Annotated in this window: 21 protein-coding genes; 10 read left to right on the top strand and 11 right to left on the bottom strand. The window is 70.5% G+C overall.

Annotated features, from left to right (window positions below; genetic code table 11):
* Positions 1 to 45 precede the first annotated feature (45 nt).
* The 3 genes from ACFVWD_RS11780 to leuA all read right to left on the bottom strand — a co-directional run bounded on the left by ACFVWD_RS11780 (position 46) and on the right by leuA (position 3,954).
* The gene (locus tag ACFVWD_RS11780; RefSeq protein ID WP_389595400.1) at positions 46 to 1,203 is read right to left on the bottom strand and encodes an exo-alpha-sialidase; all 1,158 of its coding nucleotides are present in this window, start codon (positions 1,201 to 1,203) and stop codon (positions 46 to 48) included.
* A gap of 147 nt (positions 1,204 to 1,350) precedes the next feature.
* The gene (locus ACFVWD_RS11775; RefSeq protein ID WP_389595383.1) at positions 1,351 to 2,046 is read right to left on the bottom strand and encodes a TerB family tellurite resistance protein; all 696 of its coding nucleotides are present in this window, start codon (positions 2,044 to 2,046) and stop codon (positions 1,351 to 1,353) included.
* 186 nt (positions 2,047 to 2,232) lie between these two features.
* Positions 2,233 to 3,954 (bottom strand): 2-isopropylmalate synthase, encoded by a 1,722-nt coding sequence (leuA, locus tag ACFVWD_RS11770; RefSeq protein ID WP_389595382.1) that lies wholly within the window; start codon positions 3,952 to 3,954, stop codon positions 2,233 to 2,235.
* A 353-nt stretch (positions 3,955 to 4,307) separates the two neighbouring features.
* Here leuA and ACFVWD_RS11765 point away from each other — a divergent pair, with 353 nt between their 5' ends.
* The 8 genes from ACFVWD_RS11765 to ACFVWD_RS11730 all read left to right on the top strand — a co-directional run bounded on the left by ACFVWD_RS11765 (position 4,308) and on the right by ACFVWD_RS11730 (position 12,877).
* Positions 4,308 to 5,381, top strand: a complete 1,074-nt coding sequence (locus ACFVWD_RS11765) for a M4 family metallopeptidase (RefSeq protein WP_384905537.1) — start codon at positions 4,308 to 4,310, stop codon at positions 5,379 to 5,381.
* 32 nt (positions 5,382 to 5,413) lie between these two features.
* Entirely contained in the window at positions 5,414 to 5,680 is a 267-nt protein-coding gene (locus ACFVWD_RS11760) for a protealysin inhibitor emfourin (protein ID WP_389595381.1), read from the top strand.
* A 172-nt stretch (positions 5,681 to 5,852) separates the two neighbouring features.
* The gene (locus tag ACFVWD_RS11755) at positions 5,853 to 7,181 is read left to right on the top strand and encodes a GH1 family beta-glucosidase (RefSeq protein ID WP_389595380.1); all 1,329 of its coding nucleotides are present in this window, start codon (positions 5,853 to 5,855) and stop codon (positions 7,179 to 7,181) included.
* Positions 7,178 to 8,440, top strand: a complete 1,263-nt coding sequence (locus ACFVWD_RS11750) for an MFS transporter (protein ID WP_389595378.1) — start codon at positions 7,178 to 7,180, stop codon at positions 8,438 to 8,440. Before ACFVWD_RS11755 ends, ACFVWD_RS11750 begins: the two co-directional genes overlap by 4 nt.
* Positions 8,441 to 8,482: 42 nt before the next feature.
* A complete protein-coding gene (locus tag ACFVWD_RS11745) occupies positions 8,483 to 9,292 on the top strand; it encodes a GNAT family N-acetyltransferase (RefSeq protein ID WP_389595376.1) in 810 nt (269 codons plus the stop codon).
* Between the two features lie 309 nt (positions 9,293 to 9,601).
* Positions 9,602 to 10,078: a hypothetical protein gene (locus ACFVWD_RS11740; protein WP_389595374.1), complete on the top strand. Its 477-nt coding sequence runs from the start codon at positions 9,602 to 9,604 to the stop codon at positions 10,076 to 10,078.
* 277 nt (positions 10,079 to 10,355) lie between these two features.
* Positions 10,356 to 11,705: a beta-xylosidase gene (locus tag ACFVWD_RS11735; protein ID WP_389595372.1), complete on the top strand. Its 1,350-nt coding sequence runs from the start codon at positions 10,356 to 10,358 to the stop codon at positions 11,703 to 11,705.
* An 86-nt stretch (positions 11,706 to 11,791) separates the two neighbouring features.
* Positions 11,792 to 12,877 carry a WxL protein peptidoglycan domain-containing protein gene (locus ACFVWD_RS11730; RefSeq protein WP_389595370.1) on the top strand — a complete coding sequence of 362 codons (1,086 nt, stop codon included), beginning with the start codon at positions 11,792 to 11,794 and terminating at the stop codon, positions 12,875 to 12,877.
* On the opposite strand, the gene ACFVWD_RS11725 is transcribed toward ACFVWD_RS11730, so the two are convergent.
* Both ACFVWD_RS11725 and ACFVWD_RS11720 read right to left on the bottom strand, forming a co-directional pair.
* Positions 12,771 to 13,109, bottom strand: a complete 339-nt coding sequence (locus ACFVWD_RS11725) for a P-II family nitrogen regulator (RefSeq protein WP_101405245.1) — start codon at positions 13,107 to 13,109, stop codon at positions 12,771 to 12,773. The two genes, ACFVWD_RS11730 and ACFVWD_RS11725, sit on opposite strands and share 107 nt — an antisense overlap.
* Positions 13,106 to 14,452, bottom strand: coding sequence for an ammonium transporter (locus tag ACFVWD_RS11720; RefSeq protein WP_389595369.1), 1,347 nt, complete (start codon positions 14,450 to 14,452; stop codon positions 13,106 to 13,108). Before ACFVWD_RS11720 ends, ACFVWD_RS11725 begins: the two co-directional genes overlap by 4 nt.
* A gap of 188 nt (positions 14,453 to 14,640) precedes the next feature.
* Between ACFVWD_RS11720 and era the strand changes: the two genes are divergently transcribed.
* On the top strand, positions 14,641 to 15,600 hold the full coding sequence (gene era, locus ACFVWD_RS11715) for a GTPase Era (RefSeq protein WP_180293975.1): 960 nt from the start codon (positions 14,641 to 14,643) through the stop codon (positions 15,598 to 15,600).
* A gap of 526 nt (positions 15,601 to 16,126) precedes the next feature.
* Here the strand turns inward: era and ACFVWD_RS11710 are convergent.
* Positions 16,127 to 16,480, bottom strand: coding sequence for a cytidine deaminase (locus ACFVWD_RS11710; RefSeq protein WP_389595367.1), 354 nt, complete (start codon positions 16,478 to 16,480; stop codon positions 16,127 to 16,129).
* An 87-nt stretch (positions 16,481 to 16,567) separates the two neighbouring features.
* Complete coding sequence (locus tag ACFVWD_RS11705) at positions 16,568 to 17,389, bottom strand: helix-turn-helix transcriptional regulator (protein ID WP_389595399.1); 822 nt, start codon at positions 17,387 to 17,389, stop codon at positions 16,568 to 16,570.
* A gap of 144 nt (positions 17,390 to 17,533) precedes the next feature.
* Here ACFVWD_RS11705 and ACFVWD_RS11700 point away from each other — a divergent pair, with 144 nt between their 5' ends.
* Positions 17,534 to 19,018: an MFS transporter gene (locus ACFVWD_RS11700; protein ID WP_389595365.1), complete on the top strand. Its 1,485-nt coding sequence runs from the start codon at positions 17,534 to 17,536 to the stop codon at positions 19,016 to 19,018.
* On the opposite strand, the gene ACFVWD_RS11695 is transcribed toward ACFVWD_RS11700, so the two are convergent.
* From ACFVWD_RS11695 to ACFVWD_RS11680, 4 genes are read right to left on the bottom strand one after another with little or no spacing between them, the layout of a single operon-like run.
* On the bottom strand, positions 18,980 to 19,339 hold the full coding sequence (locus ACFVWD_RS11695) for an MmcQ/YjbR family DNA-binding protein (protein WP_168517257.1): 360 nt from the start codon (positions 19,337 to 19,339) through the stop codon (positions 18,980 to 18,982). The two genes, ACFVWD_RS11700 and ACFVWD_RS11695, sit on opposite strands and share 39 nt — an antisense overlap.
* Positions 19,340 to 19,379: 40 nt before the next feature.
* Positions 19,380 to 20,693, bottom strand: coding sequence for a hemolysin family protein (locus ACFVWD_RS11690; RefSeq protein WP_389595363.1), 1,314 nt, complete (start codon positions 20,691 to 20,693; stop codon positions 19,380 to 19,382).
* Positions 20,690 to 21,187, bottom strand: a complete 498-nt coding sequence (gene ybeY / locus ACFVWD_RS11685; RefSeq protein WP_054235448.1) for an rRNA maturation RNase YbeY — start codon at positions 21,185 to 21,187, stop codon at positions 20,690 to 20,692. Before ybeY ends, ACFVWD_RS11690 begins: the two co-directional genes overlap by 4 nt.
* Positions 21,188 to 21,200: 13 nt before the next feature.
* Positions 21,201 to 22,268, bottom strand: coding sequence for a PhoH family protein (locus ACFVWD_RS11680; RefSeq protein ID WP_099941289.1), 1,068 nt, complete (start codon positions 22,266 to 22,268; stop codon positions 21,201 to 21,203).
* Positions 22,269 to 22,392: the final 124 nt, after the last annotated feature.

The following is a 22,392-nucleotide window of genomic DNA, read 5'->3' as shown; positions in this document are numbered from 1 at the left end:
CAACCGTCCGGCCGCCCACCCCACCGGAATCGCCGCCGCCGTCACCTACCCCGGCCGGCGCAGACGCCGGAACTCGATCCTGTCGTACGGCCGCGTCGAGCCCGTCTCGTACAGGATGCCGACCCGGTCGTGCCCGAGGTCGACCAGGTCCGAGTAGGCGGCCGGTGCGGAGGAGAGGGTCGTCGCCCTGGTGAAGGTGGTGCCGCCGTTCGTGCTGCGCCAGAGGGTCATCGCGCGGCGGGCGGTGGGTACGGAGGGGGCCGAGAAGAGCAAGGGGGCTTGGGGGCCGTGGGGTTGGAGGACACTGCCCTGGACGACGGGGACGTCGTCCAGGGTGGACTGGATCGCGTAGGGGCGGTCCAGGGTCTCGCCGCCGTCGCTGGAGTAGGTGTCGAGGCGGTTGCCGGGGGCGGTGCCGCCCTCGTCGCGGGCGCTGAAGTACAGGCGTCCGTCGGGGAGTTCGGCCGCGCCGCTCTCGTTGGCGTTGACCCGGCCGTCGTAGGCGCGGTCGGTGAAGCCCAGGTGCCAGGTGTGGCCGCCGTCGTCGGAGTAGATCGCGTGCGCCCCGTAGTACTTGGCTTCCCGGCCGGTGTCGGTCGAGCCCTCGGGCGGGGCGGCGGAGTGGTTGGCGGGGACGACCAGACGGCCGGCGTGCGGGCCGTGGCCGAGGGCGATCGCATGGCCGGGGCCCGTCGCGTACCAGCGCCAGCCCGGCGGCTTCACCTCGGCCGTGATGTCCCGGGGAGCGGAGAAGAGCGCGCCGTCGTCGCGGCTGGTCTGGACGAAGACGCGGCGGCCCTGGCGCGCCGTGACCTCGCCCCGCATGATCCGCGCCTCGGTCACCGCGCCGCTGTTGTAGGAGGTGAGCAGGACGATCCGGCCGGTGCGCGGGTCCACGACCGGCGCCGGATTGCCCCGGGTGTCCCCGCCCCCGGCCGCGACGACCCGCAGCGGACCCCACGTACAGCCACCGTCGAAGGAGCGTCTGAGGACGACGTCGATGTGGCCGCTGTCGCCCGCGCCGTCGTGCCGCCCCTCGGCGAAGGCGAGCACCGCGCCCGCGCGGGTGGTGACGACCGCCGGGATGCGGTAGGTGTCGTAGCCGCCCTCGCCCGCGGTGTACGGCACGGAGGAGACGCACTCGGTACGGGGACCGGGGGCGGCGGCGGACGCGACACCGGCGCCGGCGGCGAGGAGGCCGATGGCCAGGGCGGCGACGAGGCTGCGGCTCAGGGTGGTCCCCGCTCTCCCCCGCGCGACACGAGGGTCCCGTTACGGTGTGTCGCTCACACCGTACCCTGAGTCACCCGTCGCCACTCCCGTCCCCTCACTACGAGGGCGTGCGCGTCACTACGAGGGCGTGCGCGCCGCCGCCAGCAGTCGCGTCACGTCGTCCGCGCAGATCGTCAGCGCCGCGCCCACGGTGGCGAGGACGTCCCGTTCGGCGGGGGTGTACGGCCCGTCCGCCAGGGCGATCCGGGCGCCCTGGAGCAAGATCGATTCGCGCCCCGTCGCGGCGAGGTGCGGCGCCAGCGGGTCCAGGGCCTCGTGCAGCTCTATGGCGAGGCCCGCCCCACACGGCTCCCCGAAGATCCGGCCCGTGTCCGCGGCGAGCGCCTCGACGAGGGCGCCGAGCTGGTCCTCCGTGCAGTCGTCGAAGCCGGCCGAGCGCACCGCGGTCGTCGCGGTCGCCAGGGACGTACGGGAGCAGGCGCCACCGGCGGCGAGCACGGCGAGCGCGACGGTGTGGACAGCGTCGCGGAGCATCGCCGAGAAGCGGGTGGTGGTCGGATGGTCGAGGACGTCCGCGCCGTAGTGGCGGCCGCAGGCGGCGCACTCGACGACGGGTCCCGTGTCGCCGCGCGGCAGGACGGGGACGCCGAGGAGGGTGAAGCGGCGGCGGCCGGTGAGCCGCTGGTAGTTGCGGTCGCCCCCGCAGCCCGGGCAGAAGAACTCGCCGTCCCCCATGGTGGTCCACGCGGTACGGGTGCCTAGGATGCGGGAAATCTGCACTGCACGACCGTTTCGTCCCCATCCTGGCAGCACGCTCGCACACCTCCGTAACCCCGCGGCAACATCGCCGCGCTGGCGTGATGTTAGCCACATTGTTGAGGCGGAGTCAGTACCTTGGACGAGACCTTTCCGTGATCTCCACGACGATTGGCCGGTATACGACGGGGCCCCGCCCGCCTCGAAAGGCGGACGGGGCCCCGAAAGCGCCGGTCAAAGTCCTCAGCGGGACGCGCGGTTGACCGCGGAGACCACGGCCTTCAGCGACGCGCGTGTCGTATTCGCGTCGATGCCGATTCCCCACAGGACCTTGTCGCCGATCGCGCACTCGATGTACGAGGCGGCCTGCGCGGAGGCGCCCTCGCTCATCGTGTGCTCCTGGTAGTCCAGGAGGCGTACGTCGATGCCGACGGACTGCAGGGCGTCGAAGAACGCGGAGATCGGACCGTTGCCGGTACCGGTCAGGACCGTGTCGGCGCCGTCCACCGAGGCCTCGACGGTCAGCGAGTCGATGCCTTCGCGGTCGGTCGTGGTCTGGCCGGCCTTGACCTGGATACGGCCCCACGCGTTGTCGGGGTTCGGCAGGTACTCGTCCTGGAAGATCGCCCAGATGTCCTTCGGGGTGACCTCGCCGCCCTCGGCGTCCGTCTTCGCCTGGATGATCTTCGAGAACTCGATCTGCATCCGGCGCGGCAGGTCCAGCTTGTGGTCGTTCTTCAGGACGTAGGCGATACCGCCCTTGCCGGACTGCGAGTTGACGCGGATCACGGCCTCGTACGAACGGCCGACGTCCTTCGGGTCGATCGGCAGGTACGGGACGGCCCACTCGATGTCGTCGACGGTGACGCCCTTCGCGGCGGCGTCCGCCTCCATGGCGTCGAAGCCCTTCTTGATGGCGTCCTGGTGGGAGCCGGAGAAGGAGGTGTAGACGAGGTCGCCGACGTAGGGGTGGCGGGCGTGGACCTCCATCTGGTTGCAGTACTCGGCGGTGCGGCGGACCTCGTCGATGTTCGAGAAGTCGATCTGCGGGTCGACGCCCTGCGAGAACAGGTTCATGCCCAGGGTGACCAGGTCGACGTTGCCGGTGCGCTCGCCCTGGCCGAACAGACAGCCCTCGATGCGGTCGGCGCCGGCCATCAGGGCCAGCTCGGCGGCGGCGACGGCCGTACCGCGGTCGTTGTGCGGGTGGACGGACAGGCAGACGTACTCGCGGCGGGACAGGTTGCGCGACATCCACTCGAAGCGGTCCGCGTGCGTGGACGGCGTCGAACGCTCCACCGTGGCGGGCAGGTTGAGGATGATCTCGCGGCCCGGGCCGGGCTGGTAGACGTCCATCACCGCCTCGCAGACCTCCAGGGCGAAGTCCAGCTCGGTGTCGGTGAAGATCTCGGGGCTGTACTGGTAGCCGAACGTCGTCCGCTCGTCGAGCAGCTTCTCGGCGTACTCCATGACCAGCCGCGTGCCGTCGACGGCGATCTGCTTGATCTGGTCCTTGGAGCCGCGGAAGACGACCCGGCGGAAGACCGGGGCCGTCGCGTTGTACAGGTGGACCGTGGCGCGCCTGGCGCCGACCAGGGACTCCACCGTGCGCTCGATCAGGTCCTCGCGGGCCTGGGTCAGTACGGAGATCGTGACGTCGTCCGGGATCGCGGTCTCGTCCTCGATGATCGAGCGGACGAAGTCGAAGTCGGTCTGTCCGGAGGCCGGGAAACCGACCTCGATCTCCTTGTAGCCCATCTTCACGAGCAGGTCGAACATCTCGCGCTTGCGGGCCGGGGACATCGGGTCGATCAGCGCCTGGTTGCCGTCCCGCAGGTCCGTCGACAGCCAGCGGGGGGCGACGGTGACACGGTTGTCCGGCCAGGTGCGGTCAGGGATGTCCACCTGCTCGTACTTGCCGTACTTGTGGACCGGCATGGAGGTGGACTGCTGGAAGTTCGGCATGATGCGTGGGCTCCTCAGAGGGTGTCCGGAAGGACGGCCGACGGCGCAACGCCGAACTCCGCGGGGAGGGGGTCGGCCTCGACTACAGGCCCTCGCCGCGGCAGCTAAGGAGAAGCAGCCCGATACGCATGATGCTCCGCAGCCTAGCCGAGCCTCACTCTCTCCGGAGGGCTGTATCAGTATGCGGGACCGTGACCACATAAGGAAGAAAACAGACAAAAAGTGCGGCATACCACTCAGAGTGAGCCCTCTTACCACTGAAGAGCGGACCGGTGGGCTCCTTATCGCCGCATTTCACACAATCTTGGTCGCCGGTAGTGACAGCGGAGTCACTCAGTGCAAGTGTGCCGAGCATGACCGCGAACCCGGCAGGCTTCGAGCCTGTCTTCTGCACCATCGTGCCGCCCCACATCCTCGACACGCTGGCCCAGCACGAGGACCCCACGCTCGCCGGACCCGCGCGCCGCACCCTGGAGCGCGACGCCTTCGAGCGCACCCACCGCCGGCTGACCACGGTCATCGGCGCGCCCACCGTGGCCCCGCCCCAGGGCGCGCCCGCGGACAAGCCGCAGCGCACCATCTACGACGCCAAGCACCACCAGGACCTGCCGGGCAAGAAGGTCCGCGGCGAGGCCGACAAGCCCGGCAAGGACGCCACGGTCAACCGCGCCTACGCCGGGCTCGGCGCCACCTTCGACCTGTACCTGAACGCCTACGCCCGCAACTCGATCAACGGCGAGGGTCTGCCCCTCGACGCGAGCGTCCACTTCGACGTCGGCTACAACAACGCCTTCTGGAACGGCGAGCAGATGGTGTTCGGCGACGGCGACGGCGAGATCTTCCTCGACTTCACCATCCCGGTCGACGTCATCGGCCACGAGCTGACCCACGGCGTCACCCAGTACACGGCGAACCTCACCTACTTCGGCCAGCCGGGCGCCCTGAACGAGTCCATGTCGGACGTCTTCGGCTCGCTGATCAAGCAGTACACGCTCGGCCAGACCGCCGCCGACGCCGACTGGCTGATCGGCGCGGGCCTGCTCGCGCCGCGCGTCACCGGCAAGGCGCTGCGCTCCATGAAGGAGCCCGGCACGGCGTACGACGACGACGTGCTCGGCAAGGACCCGCAGCCGGCGACGATGGACGGCTATGTGAAGACCGGCCGCGACAACGGCGGTGTCCACATCAACTCCGGCATCCCCAACCACGCCTTCTACCTGGTCGCCCAGGCCCTCGGCGGGCACGCCTGGGAGCGCGCCGGGCAGATCTGGTACGACGTCCTCACCGGCGGTGAGCTCCAGTCCCAGGCGAGCTTCTCCGACTTCGCCAAGCTGACGGTCGCCCAGGCCAGGAGCCGGTACGGCGAGGGCGAGGAGCTCCAGTCCGTCACCAAGGCCTGGGAACAGGTCGGGGTGCCGACGTCGTAGCTTCGGCGTCCGACTCGTACTAGACAGGACCCATGCGTATTGAGGTAAGGCGCACGGGCGGATTCGCGGGCATCGAGCGCCATGCCGAGGTGGACACCTCGGGGCGCACCGACGCCCCCGAGTGGCACGCCCTGGCCGAGCAGGCGATCGCCTCCGGCCAGGGCACGCGCCCCGCGGGGGTCCCCGACGGCTTCAGCTACGAGATCACGGTGGACGGAAAGACGGTCTACGCCGCCGATCCAAGACTGACGGAGGAGCAGCGCCAACTGATCGTGCGGGTCCTGAAGGAGGGCGCGTAGCGACCTTCAGGGGCGCGGGGCTATGACATATGCGGCTCCGCCGCGTGGGCGCGACCAGCCCCCACCGGGGCCGCAGTCGCAATCCACCGCACCACCCCTCCGTCCAGGCGCCCCCAAAAGCCGTAACTCCCAGTTCACACCAACCCGTTGACTTCCCTTACTGCCGGTAAGGATGATCGCGCGCATGGCGACGAACCCCCTACCGCAGTTCCCGCCCGGCTTCCTCTGGGGCGTGTCCACCTCGGCCCACCAGATCGAGGGAGCCGCGGCCGAACGCGACCCGTCGGTATGGGACGCCTTCACGGCCGAGCCCGGCCACATCAAGGACGGCTCCACGGCCGACGTGGCCTGCGACCACTACCACCGCTATCCCGAGGACGTGGCCCTCCTCGCCGACCTCGGCGTGGACGCGTACCGCTTCTCGATCTCCTGGCCCCGCGTGAACTCCCCCGGCGGCCTCGACTTCTACGACCGCCTGGTGGACGCGCTGGTCGCGGCGGGCATCCGCCCCGTACCGACCCTCTTCCACTGGGACCTCCCGCTGAAGCTCGAAGAGGCCGGCGGCTGGCTGAACCGGGACACCGCGGAGCGCTTCGCCGAGTACGCCGGTGTCGTGGCAGCCCGCCTGGGCGACCGCGTCAAGAAGTGGATCACCCTCAACGAGCCTGCCGAACACACCCTGCTCGGCCACGCGCTCGGCGCCCACGCCCCCGGCAAACAGCTCCTGTTCGACTCGCTGCCGGTCGCCCACCACCAACTGCTCGCCCACGGCCTCGCCGTCCGGTCCCTGCGCGCGGCCGGCGTCACGGACATCGGCATCGCCAACTCGCACGGCCCGACCTGGGCGGCCTCCGAGCAGCCTGAGGACGTGGAGGCCGCCGACTTCTACGACCTCCTCCTCAACCGCCTGTTCGCGGACCCGCTCTTGTTGGGCCAATACCCGGACGGCATCGCAGAGTTGATGCCGGGCGACGTAGAGGCGGATCTGAAGGTCATCGCCGAGCCGATCGACTGGTACGGGATCAACTACTACCAGCCGACCGAGGTGGGCGCCCCCGAGGGCGCGGAGATCGAGTTCAGCGGACTGACCCTGCCCGCCGAACTTCCCTTCTCCGTGCGGGAACTGGAGGGCTACCCGGTCACCGACTTCGGCTGGCCGGTGGTCCCCGAGGCGCTGACCGAGCTGCTCGTGGGCTTCCGCGAGCGCTACGGGGACCGCCTCCCGCCGGTCGTCATCACCGAGAACGGCTGCAGTTACGAGGGCATCGACGACCAGGAACGGATCACGTTCCTCGACGGCCATGTCCGGGCGCTGCACCGGGCGTTGGAACAGGGCGTGGACGTTCGCGGGTACTTCGTGTGGTCGTTGCTGGACAACTTCGAGTGGGCGGAGGGGTACGCGCGGCGCTTCGGCCTGGTCCACGTCGACTACGACACGCTGAAGCGGACCCCGAAGGCGTCGTACACCTGGCTGCGCGACGCGCTGCAGGCGCGGGGATGACGGCGGCGGACCCCGTCGCGAACGTGGGGGCGCTGGCCGAGCCCGTCGAGCGGGTCGGCCGGGGCTGGACCTCGGCGCTCTCGCTCGCCAACGGGGCGATCTGGGTGGGCTGGTACGGCCCGCTGCAGATCCTGCTGGCCTCCCAGGCGGAGGACTTCGCACCCGGCACCGGCATGTCGAAGGAGACGATGCTGGCGTGGGTCACGGGCGCGGGCGCGGCGGTGTCGCTGGTCGCCAACCCGCTCTTCGGCGCGCTGTCCGACCGGACGACGGCGCGCTGGGGCCGCCGTACGCCGTGGATCGTGGCGGGTTCGGCGGGCGGCGCCCTCTCCCTGCTGCTCCTGGGGGGAGCGGGCGGGGTCTGGACGATGGCGGCCGGCTGGTGCCTGGTCCAGCTCACCCTGAACGCCGCCTTCGCCGCCGTCACCGCGGCCGTCCCCGACCGGGTGCCACGGCTCCAACGAGGCTCCGTTGGCGGCTGGCTGGGCGCCGCGCAGATCCTGGGCGTGGTCGGCGGGACGGGCCTCGCGACGGCGGCGGGGGGTGTGGGCGGCGGCTATGCGGCGTGCGCGGTGTTCACGCTGGTGGGCGTACTGCCGTACGTACTGCGCTACGAGGATCTGCGGCTGCCGGCCGCGGCCCGGCCCGCCTGGTCCTGGCGCACGTTCGCGGCCTCCTTCTGGCTGAGTCCGCGCCGCCACCCGGACCTGGCCTGGGCCTGGCTGACCCGCTTCCTGATCAACCTGAGCAATGCCCTGGTCCTGCTCTACCTCCTGTACTACCTCCGCGACCGGCTCCACTACGACGACCCCGAGAACGGCGTACTGATCCTCACGGCGGTCAACGGCGTCACCCTCCTCGCCACGGTCGTGGTCGGCGGGGTGTGGTCGGACCGGGTGGGCCGCCGCAAGCCGTTCGTGATCTGGTCGGGCGTCCTCATGGCGGTGGCGACGGCGGTCCTCTCCGGGTGGCAGACCTGGCCGGGCGCGATCGTCGCGGCGGCGGTGCTGGGCATCGGCTTCGGTGTCTTCACCTCCGTCGACTTCGCCCTGATGACGGACGTCCTGCCCAAGGCCTTGGACCGCGGCAAGGACCTCGGCGTCATAAACGTCGCCAACGCCCTCCCCCAGGTCGCCGCCCCCGCCCTGGCGGCACCGATCGTGACGTATCTGGGCGGCTACCGGGTGCTGTACCTGGTGGCGGCGGTGATCGGACTGGCGGGGGCGCTGCTGGTGGGGCGGATCAGGGGCGTGGAGTGAATTCGGGTGCCACCGGCATCCGTGTTCCTCTTGGATGGCGGCATGACGACTGTGAACGCGTCCCTCGACCGTCTTGAGCGCTACTACGACTCGGTGCCGCGCGCCGCCGCGCGGGCCGAGGACTTCGGCCCGCTGACCCTCTTCGTCCGGGAGGCCACGGGCTGGCCGTACTACGCGCGACCCACCCTGGGCTGGACGGGCCCGGCGGCCACCGTCGAGGACGTCGAGCGGGTGCGGGCGCGACAGCGGGAGCTGTGTGTGCCGGAGGCCTTCGAGTGGGTGGCGGAGGTGACGCCGGGCCTGCGGGAGGCGGTCGAGGCGACGGGGCTACGGGTGCACGCGCATCCCCTGATGATCCGCGACGAGGACGCGCCGCTGCCCGACCCGCACCCCCTGGTCCGCGTCCTGGACCCCGAAGACCCGTTCCTGGCGGGCGCGTTGGCGGTGCCGCACGTGGCGTTCGCGGCGCCGGGCACGGCGGTGGGGGAGGCCGGACACAGCGAACTCGCCACCGAGATCACCGCCCGCGCCGCCGAGGTGCCCGCCGCCGCGGACCGCATCCGCGTGGGCCGCACCGTACTGGCCGCGGCGGTCGAGAACGGGGTCGTGGTCTGCTCCGGGATGCACCTGCCCGTCGGCTCCGTGAGCGAGATCACGGGCGTCGGCACCCTGCCCGCCGAACGGCGCCGTGGACTGGCGTACGCCGTGACCGCGGCCCTCGTGACCGACGCGCGGGAGCGGGGCGTCGAGACGCTGTTCCTGTCGGCCGGGGACGAGGACGTGGCGCGGATGTACGGCCGTCTGGGGTTCCGGACGGTGGCGACGGCGCTGATCGCGGAACTCGCGGAGTAGCGGGCCCGCCGGGCATCAGGGACGAACTTCGGCCACTTTCAACAACCCCTGAAGAAACCACCCGGCATGCCTTGCAATCCCAAGCCGCTCGCGCATCAATGGAACCGCAAGTTCCGACGGACCGTCAGAAACGCCTCCGCTGGCGTCCCGCACCCCGCTCGCGGACGGTCCGCGTACACATCTCTCCGCACCCGCACCGGCGTTCACCGGTGACGCGTCCGTGTGCCCGGCCCGGCCCCCGGCCTCTGAGCAGACGGTTCCGTCCCTCCATCCCCACATGGCAATTCCCGTACAAGGGAAGGGAACCCGATGAGACGCAAGCAACTCGGAATCGCCGCGGCGTTAGCCGCCGGCACCCTCGCCGCGACCGGCCTGGCCCTCGCGCCGACCGCCGCGGCCGTCACCCCGCTCACCGCGACCATCAACGCCACCTGCACGATCGGCGGCGGTGGCGCGGCCACCCTCACCGCCACCCAGACCGGCACGGCCGCGACCATCACCCTCAGCTCCACCTCGATCACCGCGCCGATCGCGCTGGCGCAGGACTCCATCGCCTCCACCTTGACCATGGCGAAGTCCGGCGGCGGCACCGTCGCGTTCACCGGCACGAAGAATCCCGCCATTCCGCTGGGCGGCGGGGTGACGGTGGGCCCGCTCAGCGGCACCGTCGCCTCCGGCGACAGCCTCGACGCATACGGGGGCTCGCTGAAGATGGTCGTCTTCGGCATCACCATCACGTGCACCGCGAGCGCGGCGCAGTCACCGGGCCCGTTCGTCTTCAGCTGAGCCCCGCCACAGCACATACGTGAAGACCGGTGTCGCCGGCGCGCGCGGCGGCACCGGTCCTCGCACTGCCAGAACAACTGCCTGAACAACTGCCTGAACAACCGCCTGATCACGTCCAACTGGCCTACAGGGGTGCCCAGTTGGTGATATTGACACAACCTGATGGCCCATCAGTTGCCGTCCGGGCCCTCCATTGACTTCTCACACAACCCGCACATCAATGGCCCCCTGTCGGCGCAGACGAGCCGCTGCGCCCGCATCCCTCAGGAGGGGGCACATGGCAACGCACAGGGGAACCAGGGGTTCACACGCCCGAAGACGCCGCTGGGCGGCACTGCTCGGGGTGACCGCGCTGGCGGTCACCGCGGGAGGAGCGCTGGCGGCCCCGGCGGGCGCCGCGGCCGCGGACTCCCAGAACGTGGACTTCGCCACGCACTGCATCCCGCCGGCGATCGCGGGCATCCCGCCGATCGACGGCACCACCACCGCGATCATCACGGTGGACAACCCCAGTCCCAAGGTCGGTGACACCGTCACCGTGACGTACAAGGTGGTCACGCCCGCCGCGAACAACCCGACCGCCCTCGCCCTGCCCGCCGACATCATGACGCCCACCGGCAAGGTCGCCCTCGGCGGCGCGCAGACGGGGGACGTCACGGTCGCGGGCCCCAGGAAGAACGACCCGGTGGCGGGCAACGCGCCCTTCCCGGGGTTCAGCATGACGGGCACCTTCACCGTCACCAGCCCGGGCGCCATCACCCTCGCGCCCGGCGACTACAACATCCACACCAGCTACATCCTGGAGCTGGACACCCCCTGCACGGTCACCAACCCGCCCGCCCCGGTCTCCGGGACGATCACCGCGACGGACGGAACCCAGACCAACAACCGTGCCATCTCGCTCGGTTCGGCCTCCGGGAAGCCCGGTGACAGCGTGACCGTCACCGGCAGCAACTTCACCCCGGGCGCGAGCGTGACCCTCGCCGGACGGTCGGGAGCCACCCAGACCGCCGACACCGCCACCACGACCGCCGACGCGCAGGGCTCGATCAGCGGCACGCTGGCCGTCAACGACAAGACGACAACCGGTGTGGTGGCGTACGAGGGCGCGAGCTGGAGCGACACCAAGGGAGCGGGGCCGGCGGCGTACGTGGTCGTCGACGACACTCCGATCCCCGCGGGCTCCCAGAAACTCACCACCACGGTGAAGGCGGGAACCCTGTCGATGTCCCAGGCCGGGGACGCCGTCCAGCTGTCGGCGGTGGACTTCGGCAAGGGCGGGGCCTCGACCGGGGCCCTGCGGACGGTGACCGTCAAGGACTTCCGCGGCGGACCCGCGGGCTGGTCCCTGACCGGCAAGGTCACCGACTTCACCGGTCCCGGCGCCAAGATCGATGCCGGGAAGCTGAGCTGGACCCCCGCCTGCGCGACCAAGGCGGGCAGCCCGAGCACCTGCCAGGCCGGTTCGTCCGGCACGGTGGGCGGTGCGGGAGCGACGCTGGCGTCCACCCCCAACGGGGCGCTCACCGGTGGTGAGTTCACCGTCGACGCCGGGCTGTCACTGGACGTACCGGCGTTCACCCCGCCGGGTTCCTACTCCGGCGTGCTCACGCTGACGCTCACCTGATCCACCCCTCCGCACCCCGGTGGCCGGGCGCGCACCCGCCCGTCCGCCCAGGGCCTGTCCACCCACATCCGCGGGGGTCCGCACCCATGCGCAAGCTGTACGTCCTCATCCTGTCCGTGTTCCTTCTCGCGCTCACCACGCCCGCCTCGTACGGCGCCGACAACGGCAGCTGGTCCGTCTACCCCGTCTCCACGCAGATCGCGGCCCGCCCGTACTTCTATCTCTCCGCCGACCCCGGACAGACCCTCCGGGACAAGGTCACCGTCGCCAACAAGACCGGCGCCCCGCTGACCTTCCGGCTGTACGCCGCCGACGCGTACAACACCGCGCGTGACGGCGGGTTCGCGGTGCGGACGGTGAAGGAGAAGCAGCTCGGGGTCGGCGCGTGGGCGCACCCCGCCCGCTCCCGGGTGACGGTGCCCGCGCACGGTTCGGTGACCGTGCCGTTCACCCTCCGGGTGCCCGAGAAGGCCGAACCCGGTGACCATCCGGGCGCGCTGGTCGCACTCGACGAGCGCCTCGACCGCTCAGACGCGGCGACGTCCGCGGTGGCGGTGCAACGGGCGGTCGGCGCCCGGATCTACCTCCGGGTCGGCGGGCCCACCGTCCCCGCCCTCGCCGTCGAGAAGGTCCACATCAGCCACCACCAGCCCCTGGTCCCCGGCCTCGGCGAGAGCGGCGCCACCATCTCGTACACCCTCCGCAACGCCGGGAACGTCACCCTGAACCCGAAGGTGCGGCTCAGGGCCGAGGGCCTTTTCGGGCGTACGTTGCTGTCCCGGGAGCTCACGAAGATCCCCTCGGAGCTGCTGCCGGGGCAACGGGTCCGGCTGACCGAGCCCTGGCACGGGGCGCCCCAACTCGACTGGGGCGACGTGATGTTGACGGCCAGCGCGCCCGGCACCCGGGAGTCGGCGAGCACGTCGTTCTTCGCGCTGCCGTGGCTGATGGCGGTGGTGGTGGGCGCCCTGATCGCCGCCGCCGTGGTGGTGATCAGGGCACGCAGGAGCGGCAGCCGCCCTTGGTGGCTCGGAGCGCGCGGGGGCGGTACCCGCCCGTGGTGGCTCAGAGTGCGTCGGGGCCGCGCTCGCCCGTCCGTACCCGTACGACCGTCTCGACCGGTACGGCCCACACCTTCCCGTCGCCGATCTTCCCCGTCTGCGCGGCGTTGACGATCGCGTCGATCGCCGCCTCCGAGTCCGCGTCCTCGACGACGACCTCGATACGGACCTTGGGAACCAGGTCGACCTGGTACTCGGCGCCGCGGTAGACCTCCGTGTGGCCGCGCTGGCGCCCGTACCCGCTGGCCTCGCTGACGGTCAGCCCGTGCACGCCGAGCTCCTGGAGAGCGGTCTTGACCTCGTCGAGACGGTACGGCTTGACGATGGCGGTGATGAGCTTCATGCCTGGGCCTTGGCCTTCTGAGCGGTGGGGAGGGATGACGAGACCGGGGCGCCGTGGCCCAGGACCCCGTGATCGTAAGCGGTCTCGGCGTGCACCGTAAGGTCCAGGCCGGTGTGCTCGTGCTCCTCGTCCGCCCGCAGCCCCATGACCTTGTCGAGCACCTTCCCGATGCCGTACGTGGCGGTGAAGGCGTACGCCCCCACGGCCACGACCGCCACCAGCTGCTTGCCGAGCTGCCCGAACCCACCGCCGTACAGCAGCCCCTCGGCGCCACCCGTCATCGTCGCGTCGGCGAAGAACCCGATGAGGACCGTGCCGATGATGCCGCCGACCAGGTGAACGCCGACGACGTCCAGCGAGTCGTCGTAGTTCAGCCTGAACTTCCAGCCCACGGCGTACGAGCAGACGACACCGGCGGCGAGACCGACGACCAGCGCGCCCAGCAGCGACACGGATCCGCAGGACGGGGTGATGGCCACCAGGCCCGCGACCGCGCCGGAGGCGGCGCCGAGGGTGGTGGGGTGGCCGTCGCGCTTCTGCTCGACGAAGAGCCAGCCGAGCAGACCGGTGCAGCCGGCGGCGAGGGTGTTGAGGAAGGCGGCGGCGGCGAGTCCGTTGGCGCCCAGCGCGGACCCGGCGTTGAAGCCGAACCAGCCGAACCACAACAACCCCGCGCCGAGCATCACCATCGGCAGGTTGTGCGGCCGCATGGCGTCCTTCTTGAAGCCGAGACGGGGGCCGAGGACGAGACAGAGGGCCAGGCCGGAGGCGCCGGAGGTGATCTCGACCGGCAGTCCGCCCGCGAAGTCCAGCGCACCCAGCTTCGCCTGGACCCAGCCCCCCGGACCCCACACCCAGTGCGCGACGGGAACGTATACGAGCAGCGCCCAGACCGGCACGAACACCAGCCACGCCGCGAACTTCGCCCGGTCGGCGACCGCCCCGCTGATCAGCGCGGCGGTGATGATCGCGAAGGTGAGCTGGAAGGTGGCGAAGAGCAGGGTGGGCACGGTCCCGTGCACACTGTCCGGCCCGATCCCGTCCATCCCCACGTGCTTCAGCCCGCCGACGAGCCCCCCGAAGGCGTCGTCCCCGAAGGCGAGCGAGTACCCGACCGCCAGCCATACGACGGTGACCAGGGCGATCGACACAAAACTCATCATCAGCATGTTGAGGACGCTCTTCGTGCGGACCATGCCGCCGTAGAAGAGGGCCAGGCCCGGCGTCATCAGGAGAACGAGGGCGGTGGCGGCGAGCAGCCAGGCGGTGTCGCCGGTGTCGAGGTGAGGTGCGGCGGCCAGGTTGACGGTGTCCAGGGTCTCCACGGTCTGCACGAACTCCACGGACGGCTCTCCTCGGTTCTCCTGGGTGCGGGGGCGTCGTCAGAGAGTCACGGGCTCGCGTTTCCGGTTGTGCACGTGTGCGTTTCCGGCGTGTTTCGTATTGCGTGGGGGTTTCCGAAACCTCACGGGGCCGCGCGGGAGCGGTCAAAGGCATATGGCGTACGGCGCGGCCCTGTGGATCAGGGACAATGGGCGCCATGAGCGTTCGTACCCAGTCATCCGAGCCGTCCGAGGCACCCCACCGCGCCGGCTTCGCCTGCTTCGTGGGCCGCCCCAACGCGGGCAAGTCCACCCTCACGAATGCTCTGGTCGGCCAGAAGGTGGCGATCACCGCGAACCAGCCGCAGACCACGCGGCACACGGTACGGGGCATCGTGCACCGCCCCGACGCCCAGCTGATCCTGGTCGACACCCCTGGTCTGCACAAGCCGCGCACGCTGCTGGGCGAGCGCCTGAACGACATCGTGCGCACGACGTGGGCCGAGGTCGACGTCATCGGTTTCTGCCTCCCCGCGAACGAGAAGCTCGGTCCGGGTGACCGTTTCATCGCGAAGGAACTGGCGTCCATCAAGAAGACGCCGAAGATCGCGATCGTCACGAAGACCGACCTCGTCGACAGCAAGACGCTCGCCGAGCAGCTCATCGCGATCGATCAGCTCGGGCGGGAGCTGGGGTTCGAGTGGGCGGAGATCGTGCCGGTCTCTGCGGTCGGCGACAAGCAGGTGGACCTGCTGGCCGACCTGATCGTCCCGCTCCTTCCCGAGGGCCCGGCCCTCTACCCGGAGGGTGACCTCACCGACGAGCCCGAGCAGGTCATGATCGCGGAGCTGATCCGCGAGGCGGCGCTGGAGGGTGTGCGCGACGAGCTCCCCCACTCCATCGCCGTCGTCGTCGAGGAGATGCTTCCCCGCGAGGACCGCCCCGCCGACAAGCCCCTCCTCGACATCCACGCCTTCGTCTACATCGAGCGCCCCAGCCAGAAGGGCATCATCATCGGCCCGAAGGGCGCCCGCCTGAAGCAGGTCGGCATCAAGTCCCGCAAGCAGATCGAGGCGCTGCTGGGTACGCCGGTCTTCCTCGACCTCCATGTGAAGGTCGCGAAGGACTGGCAACGCGACCCCCGCCAACTCCGCAAACTCGGCTTCTGACGCCTTTCCCTCGCCCCCGCCGCCCCTACCCGTCCCATCCCAGGGGGCTCCGCCCCCAGACCCCCCGATCGACCTGAACGGCCTCGTCCTCAAACGCCGGACAGGCTGAAGACGCGGGCCGGGGTGGGTGGGGTGCGGCCTCCGACCTCGCCCCACAAACACCGGCCGGCCCGAGGCGGCCCCCAGCCGACGGAGAGGGCTGGGCGCGGGATCCGGGGCGAAGCCCCGCCTCAGGGGCGCGGGGAACTGCGCGACCAGCCCCCACCAACCCGCAGCCAAACGAATCCAGACGACCTGGAACCCGGGGCGAAGCCCCACCCCAGGGGCGCGGGGAACTGCGCGACCAGCCCCCACCAACCCGCAGCCAAACGAATCCAGACAGACGCGGGATGCGGGGCGAAGCCCCCGCCTCAGGGGCGCGGGGAACTGCGCGACCCGCCCCCACCGGCCCGCAGCCGAGCGACCAGGGGCAGGCAGGGGTCCGGGGCGAAGCCCCGCCCGGGGGCGCGGGGAACTGCGCGCGGTCTCAGCCCGCGGTCACCGTCAGGTGAACCGTGCCGTCGAGGCCCGCCAACAGCACCCGCGTCGCCGGACCACCGAGGTCACGGACCGCCGCCCGGTCCTCCGAAGAGACCTCCCCCGCCTCGGACACCACTGCCGCCGCCTCAAGAGACTTCGCCCCGGACGCCACCGCCATCGCCACCGCGGTACGCAACGCGCTCAACCGCAGGGAGGGAAGATCGACCGTCCCCGCGACATACGTACGGCCGGTCTCATCACGTACGGCCGCCCCCTCCGGCACCCCGTTGCGCGCCCGCGCGGAACGGGCCAGGGTGACGATCTTGCGGTCCTCGGGGTCAAGCGCGCTGCTGTCGGTCATGTTCAGAGCATACGAAGGGATCGGGAGGCGCAGGCACGCGCCCACCCGCACGCACCACCCCACCCGCACACACCCACCGGCCGCCGCCTACCCGGCCACGGGATACATCGAGCCCCGGCGGCCCTCCGGCGAGGCCAGCCACTCCAGCTTCGCCGCCGTGTTCGCCTCCGGCAACGGCGTGTGCAGCACGATCGTGAGGTCGGGCCGCGCCGGCACCTTCATCGCGGTGGACTCGACGGCGAGCAGCCCGACGAGCGGGTGGTCGAGCTCCTTGCGGATCTGCCCGGCGTCCTCGATGTCCCGCTCCTCCCACAGCGCGGCGAACTCCGGTGAGACGGACCGGAGTTGGTCCAGTACCTCCTGGTACCCCTCGTCGTCCGGCGCCGCCGCGCACGACGCGCGGAACTGGGCGACGACCGTGCGCGCGTTCTTCTCCCAGGTCCGGGACTGCCCCCGGTACAGCGGGTCGGTGAAGAAGTCGATGATGCAGTTCTGCGTGTTGTCGGGCCGCATGCCGAGGACCATCCCGGCTGCGTCGTTGTACATGACGCAGTTGTAGTAGGGGTCCATGATGTGCGCCGGATACGGCATCCACGTGTCGATCAGCCGCCGCAGCCCGTCGCACATGTCCCGGACCTCGGGCGCGACCTCCGGCGCGGGCGGGTTCAGCCCGGCGAGCAGGTACAGATGGCGTCGTTCGGCGTTGCTGAGCCGCAGGACGCGGGCGACCGCGTCGAGTACCTGGGGCGAGACGGAGATGTCCCGCCCCTGCTCCAGCCACTGGTACCAGGACGCGCCGACGCCCGCGAGCACGGCGACCTCCTCGCGGCGCAGCCCGGGCGTGCGGCGGCGGGCCCCGCCGTCCGGCAGTCCGGCCTGGGCCGGTGACACCCTCGCCCGGCGGCTCATCAGGAAGTCCCGCAGCTCACGCCGTCGTTGGGTCCTGAGCACGTCCTCCGTCACGTGTGAATCCCCCTGTTGGTGACTGGTGGTGCGACCACCAGCATAAGTTGGCGCTCCCCACGGATATTCCGACGGCCGCACGCTCTTGCCATGGCGATCGACACCACCGAAACCACATCCGCTTCCCCAACTGTCCACTCCCCGCTCGGCACCCGGCTGTCGACCCGCGACAAGCTCGTCCTCTTCGTGCTGTGCGCCGCGCAGTTCATGGTCGCGCTCGACTTCTCCGTACTGAACGTGGCACTGCCCGTGCTCGGCAAGGACCTGGGCATGAGCCAGTCCGCGCTGCAGTGGGCGGTCACCGCCTTCGCGCTGCCGTCCGGCGGCTTCCTTCTCCTCTTCGGCCGTATCGGTGACCTGTACGGCCGCCGCAGGCTCTTCCTGACCGGCCTCGCCCTCTTCGGTGCGGCCTCGCTGCTGGCGACCTTCGCCTGGGACCCGGCGTCGTTCCTGACGGGCCGGGCGTTGCAGGGCCTCGCCGCGGCGGCGATCGTACCGACGGGCATGTCGCTGCTGACGACGACGTTCCCGGAGGGCCCGGCGCGCGACCGTGCGCTCGGCATCTCCGGCACGCTCCTCTCCCTCGGCTTCACGGTCGGCATGGTGGCCGGCGGCGTCCTGACCGACGTACTGAGCTGGCGTTCGACGATGGGCCTGCTGTCGGTCTTCGCGCTGATCGTGCTACCGCTGGCCCCGGGCCTGCTGCCCGAGTCCCTCCCCCACAGCCTCAAAGGCATGGGAGGTACCCCCGTCCCCGACCGCCCGCGCCTGGACATCCCCGGCGCGGTCACCGTCACCGGCGGCCTGCTGGCCCTGATCTACGCCCTGTCGACGGCCGCCGAGCGCGGTTTCGGCGGCACGGACGTCATCGTGACCCTCGCCGCGGGTGTGCTCCTGCTCGCCGCCTTCGTGTACGTCGAGTCCCGCGCCCACGCCCCGCTCGTCAGCCTCCCCATGCTGCGCCGCCGCACGGTGGCGTGGGGCAACCTGGGCGGTCTGGTCACCTTCTCGATGATGTCGACGGTCATCTTCGCGCTGACGCTCTACCTGCAGGAGACCCTCGGCCTGTCCGCCTTCGAGACGGGACTGGTCTTCGGGGTCCAGGGCGTCATGTCGGCCTTCGCCGGGGTGTACGCCCCGAAGGTCATCGGCCGCTTCGGCGCCCGCCGTACGCTGGTCGGCTCGCTCGCCGGTCAGGGCCTGTTCGTGGCGGGGCTGGTGCTGCTGAACGCCCACACCTGGTCCGTCTGGCTCGCCACCGCCGCGGTCTCGCTGGCCAGCATGTGCCACCTGGGCGCGATCATCTCGTACGGCCTGACCGTGACCTCGGGCGTTCCCGACGAGGAGCAGGGCCTGGCCACGGGCCTGGTGACCTCCACCCAGCAGGTCGGCCTGACGATCGGCATCCCGCTGCTGGGTGTCCTGGCGACGACGTCGGGCGACCTGCTGGCCGGTGTCCACACGGTCCTCGCCCTGGACGCGGCGATCGTCCTGGCGGCGGCGGTGCTGGTCGCGACCGGACTGGGCCGCGACCGCTCACGCCCGGTCGAGACGGAGGCGCTCGGCCTTCGGTAGACCGGCGACGACGAGATCGTACGAGTCCTCGATGAGCTCCCGGACCAGACGGTCCGGGAGTTCGCCGTCGACCGTCACCGTGTTCCAGTGCCGCTTGTTCATGTGATAGCCCGGGATGATCAGCCCCGGGTGCTCGGCGCGCAGCCGGACCGCGTCCTCCGGGTCGCACTTGAGGTTGACCGTGAGCGGGCGCGCGTCCAGCCATGTCAGCGCGAAGAGCTTGCCCAGCACCTTGAAGACGGAGATGTCCGGGGCGAAGGGGAAGTCCTCGACGGCCGCGTTGAAGGACAGACAGAACGCACGCAACTGCTGCGGTTTCACTCCCACGTCTCCTTCGCCCACGTTGCCTTCGCCGACGGCGTCACTCGGACTTCTTCTCCTCCTCGGACGGCTCCGGGTCCACCGGGCCGACCGGCTCGACGAGCACCGTGACGATCTTGTTCCGGCGCCCGGCCGCGGCCTCCGCCGTCAGCCGCAGCTCGCGCCCGTCGGGCAGCTCGACCACCGAGGAGGCACCGGCGATCGGAACCCGACCGAGTGCCTTCGCCAGCAGTCCGCCGACCGTCTCCACGTCCTCGTCGTCGTACGCCTCGAAGCCGTACAGCTCGCCGAGGTCGCCGATGTCGAGACGGGCGGTCACCCGGTAGCGGTCGTCGCCGAGCTCCTGGACGGGCGGCAGCTCCCGGTCGTACTCGTCGGTGATCTCCCCGACGATCTCCTCGAGGATGTCCTCGATGGTGACGATGCCGGCCGTACCGCCGTACTCGTCGATGACGACGGCGACGTGGTTGCGCTCCTGCTGCATCTCGCGCAGCAGGTCGCCCGCGTTCTTGGTGTCGGGCACGAAGGTCGCGGGCCGCATGGCCGTGGACACGAGCTCGGACTCGGCGTCGCGGCTGATGTGCGTCTTGCGGGCCAGGTCCTTCAGGTACACGATCCCGACGACGTCGTCCTCGCTCTCCCCCGTGACGGGGATGCGCGAGAAGCCGGACCTCAGCGCCAGGGTGAGGGCCTGACGGATGGTCTTGAACCGCTCGATGACGACGAGGTCGGTCCTCGGCACCATCACCTCTCGCACGAGGGTGTCGCCCAGCTCGAAGACGGAGTGCACCATGCGGCGCTCCTCGTCCTCGATCAGGGACTCCTTCTCGGCGAGGTCGACCAGCGCGCGCAGCTCGGCCTCGGAGGCGAACGGACCGCGCCTGAAGCCCTTGCCGGGCGTCAGCGCGTTGCCGATGAGGATGAGGAGGGGCGGGATCGGGCCCATGATCCTGGCCAGCGGCAGCAGGACGTACGAGGCCGCCGTGGCCGTGTTCAGCGGGTGCTGGCGGCCGATGGTGCGCGGCGAGACGCCGACGGCGACGTACGAGACGAGGACCATGACCCCGATGGCGACGACGAGGGCCTCCCAGGTCTCGTCGAACTCCTTCAGGCAGGCGTAGGTGACGAGCGCGGCGGCGGCCATCTCGCAGGCCACGCGCACCAGCAGTGCCACGTTCAGATAGCGGGTCGGATCGGCGGCGACCTGGGCGAGCTTGGCACTGCCGCGCCGCCCGGACCGTACGGCCTCCTCCGCGCGGAAGCTGGAGACACGTGCGAGGCCCGCCTCCGCACAGGCGGCGAGCCAGGCGACCACGACCAGGGCGATGGCGCCGATGACGAGCTGAGGACTCATGAAACGGTCGGGGCCGGCGAGGGACCCGTCATGCCCTTCTCCGCGCGCCAGCCGTCCACGATGGCGGCCTGGAGACCGAACATCTCGGCCTTCTCGTCCGCCTCCTCGTGGTCGTAGCCGAGCAGGTGCAGCACTCCATGGACGGTGAGGAGGTGCAGTTCCTCGTCCATGGAGTGCTGCGTGGGAGCTTCCTTGCCCTGCCGCTCGGCGACCTCCGGGCAGAGCACGATGTCACCGAGGAGTCCCTGCGGGGGCTCGTCGTCGTCCTTGGACGGCGGCCGCAGCTCGTCCATGGGGAACGACATCACGTCGGTGGGCCCCGGAAGGTCCATCCACTGGATGTGGAGCTGTTCCATGGCGTCGGCGTCCACGACGATCACCGAGAGTTCGGAGAGCGGGTGGATGCGCATCCGCGCGAGTGCGTAGCGGGCGATGTCGAGGATCGCCTGCTCGTCGACCTCGGTTCCGGACTCGTTGTTGACGTCGATCGACATGGTGCTCGCTTGTCTACTTCCCCTTGTGGCCGGCTTTGCCGCGGCTCTTGTGGGAGCCGTTCTCGGTGCCGTTCTCGCTGTCGTACTTCTCGTACGCGTCGACGATACGGCCGACCAGCTTGTGCCGTACGACATCGTGGGACGTGAGCCGCGAGAAGTGGACGTCGTCGAGGCCCTCCAGGATGTCCTGGACCTGGCGCAGACCCGACTTCGTCCCGCTCGGGAGGTCGACCTGTGTCACGTCGCCCGTGACCACGATCTTCGACTCGAAGCCGAGGCGGGTGAGGAACATCTTCATCTGCTCGGCGCTCGTGTTCTGGGCCTCGTCCAGGATGATGAAGGCGTCGTTGAGGGTGCGACCACGCATGTAGGCGAGCGGCGCGACCTCGATGGTTCCCGCCGCCATGAGCCGCGGGATGGAATCGGGGTCGAGCATGTCGTGCAGCGCGTCGTAGAGGGGCCGCAGGTAGGGGTCGATCTTCTCGTAGAGCGTGCCGGGCAGGAAGCCGAGCCGCTCGCCCGCCTCCACCGCGGGGCGGGTGAGGATGATCCGGTTGACCTGCTTGGACTGGAGCGCCTGTACGGCCTTCGCCATGGCGAGGTACGTCTTGCCGGTGCCGGCGGGGCCGATGCCGAAGACGATGGTGTGCTTGTCGATGGCGTCGACGTACCGCTTCTGGTTGAGCGTCTTGGGTCGGATGGTGCGGCCGCGCGAGGACAGGATGTTCTGCGTGAGCACTTCGGCAGGGGTTTCCTGACCGTCGCCCTCCCCGTTCTCGCTCGCCCTGAGCATGGCGATCGAGCGTTCCACTGCGTCCTCCGTCATCGGCTGCCCCGTGCGGAGCACCAGCATCATCTCGTCGAACAGGCGCTGGACGAGAGCGACTTCACCGGCGTCGCCGACCGCACTGATCTCATTGCCCCGGACGTGGATGTCGGCCGCCGGGAAGGCCTTCTCGATCACGCGTAGCAGCGCGTCTCCGGAACCCAGAACGGTCACCATGGGGTGCTTGGCCGGGACGGTGAAGTGCGCTCGTGCCTGCCCCTGAGCGGGGCTGTGAGCTGTGGGTGTCTGAGTCATGGGCCGGCTCTGTAGGCCTGCTTTTCCTCCTTGATCGGCACGCTTGCCACGGGGGCAGCCTTGCGCCTCCAAGGGTACGACGGTGGGGTGACAGTGCCGTAGGGCTTTTCGGCGCCGCTTGTCG

The organism is Streptomyces sp. NPDC058086 (genome assembly GCF_042885015.1).
Taxonomy (GTDB): Bacteria; Actinomycetota; Actinomycetes; order Streptomycetales; family Streptomycetaceae; genus Streptomyces.
This window is presented reverse-complemented; position numbering and strand designations above follow the sequence as displayed.

Excerpts from the sequence above, each read along its gene's own strand:
- ACFVWD_RS11745 (WP_389595376.1), top strand. The coding sequence starts at position 8,483 with ATGACGACTGTGAACGCGTCCCTCGACCGTCTTGAGCGCTACTACGAC.
- ACFVWD_RS11740 (WP_389595374.1), top strand. The coding sequence starts at position 9,602 with ATGAGACGCAAGCAACTCGGAATCGCCGCGGCGTTAGCCGCCGGCACC.
- ACFVWD_RS11700 (WP_389595365.1), top strand. The coding sequence starts at position 17,534 with ATGGCGATCGACACCACCGAAACCACATCCGCTTCCCCAACTGTCCAC.
- ACFVWD_RS11680 (WP_099941289.1), bottom strand. The coding sequence starts at position 22,268 with ATGACTCAGACACCCACAGCTCACAGCCCCGCTCAGGGGCAGGCACGA.
- era (WP_180293975.1), top strand. The coding sequence starts at position 14,641 with ATGGGCGCCATGAGCGTTCGTACCCAGTCATCCGAGCCGTCCGAGGCA.
- ACFVWD_RS11725 (WP_101405245.1), bottom strand. The coding sequence starts at position 13,109 with ATGAAGCTCATCACCGCCATCGTCAAGCCGTACCGTCTCGACGAGGTC.
- ACFVWD_RS11690 (WP_389595363.1), bottom strand. The coding sequence starts at position 20,693 with ATGAGTCCTCAGCTCGTCATCGGCGCCATCGCCCTGGTCGTGGTCGCC.
- ACFVWD_RS11735 (WP_389595372.1), top strand. The coding sequence starts at position 10,356 with ATGGCAACGCACAGGGGAACCAGGGGTTCACACGCCCGAAGACGCCGC.
- leuA (WP_389595382.1), bottom strand. The coding sequence starts at position 3,954 with ATGCCGAACTTCCAGCAGTCCACCTCCATGCCGGTCCACAAGTACGGC.
- ACFVWD_RS11760 (WP_389595381.1), top strand. The coding sequence starts at position 5,414 with ATGCGTATTGAGGTAAGGCGCACGGGCGGATTCGCGGGCATCGAGCGC.
- ACFVWD_RS11705 (WP_389595399.1), bottom strand. The coding sequence starts at position 17,389 with ATGAGCCGCCGGGCGAGGGTGTCACCGGCCCAGGCCGGACTGCCGGAC.
- ACFVWD_RS11765 (WP_384905537.1), top strand. The coding sequence starts at position 4,308 with ATGACCGCGAACCCGGCAGGCTTCGAGCCTGTCTTCTGCACCATCGTG.
- ACFVWD_RS11755 (WP_389595380.1), top strand. The coding sequence starts at position 5,853 with ATGATCGCGCGCATGGCGACGAACCCCCTACCGCAGTTCCCGCCCGGC.
- ACFVWD_RS11730 (WP_389595370.1), top strand. The coding sequence starts at position 11,792 with ATGCGCAAGCTGTACGTCCTCATCCTGTCCGTGTTCCTTCTCGCGCTC.
- ACFVWD_RS11710 (WP_389595367.1), bottom strand. The coding sequence starts at position 16,480 with ATGACCGACAGCAGCGCGCTTGACCCCGAGGACCGCAAGATCGTCACC.
- ybeY (WP_054235448.1), bottom strand. The coding sequence starts at position 21,187 with ATGTCGATCGACGTCAACAACGAGTCCGGAACCGAGGTCGACGAGCAG.
- ACFVWD_RS11750 (WP_389595378.1), top strand. The coding sequence starts at position 7,178 with ATGACGGCGGCGGACCCCGTCGCGAACGTGGGGGCGCTGGCCGAGCCC.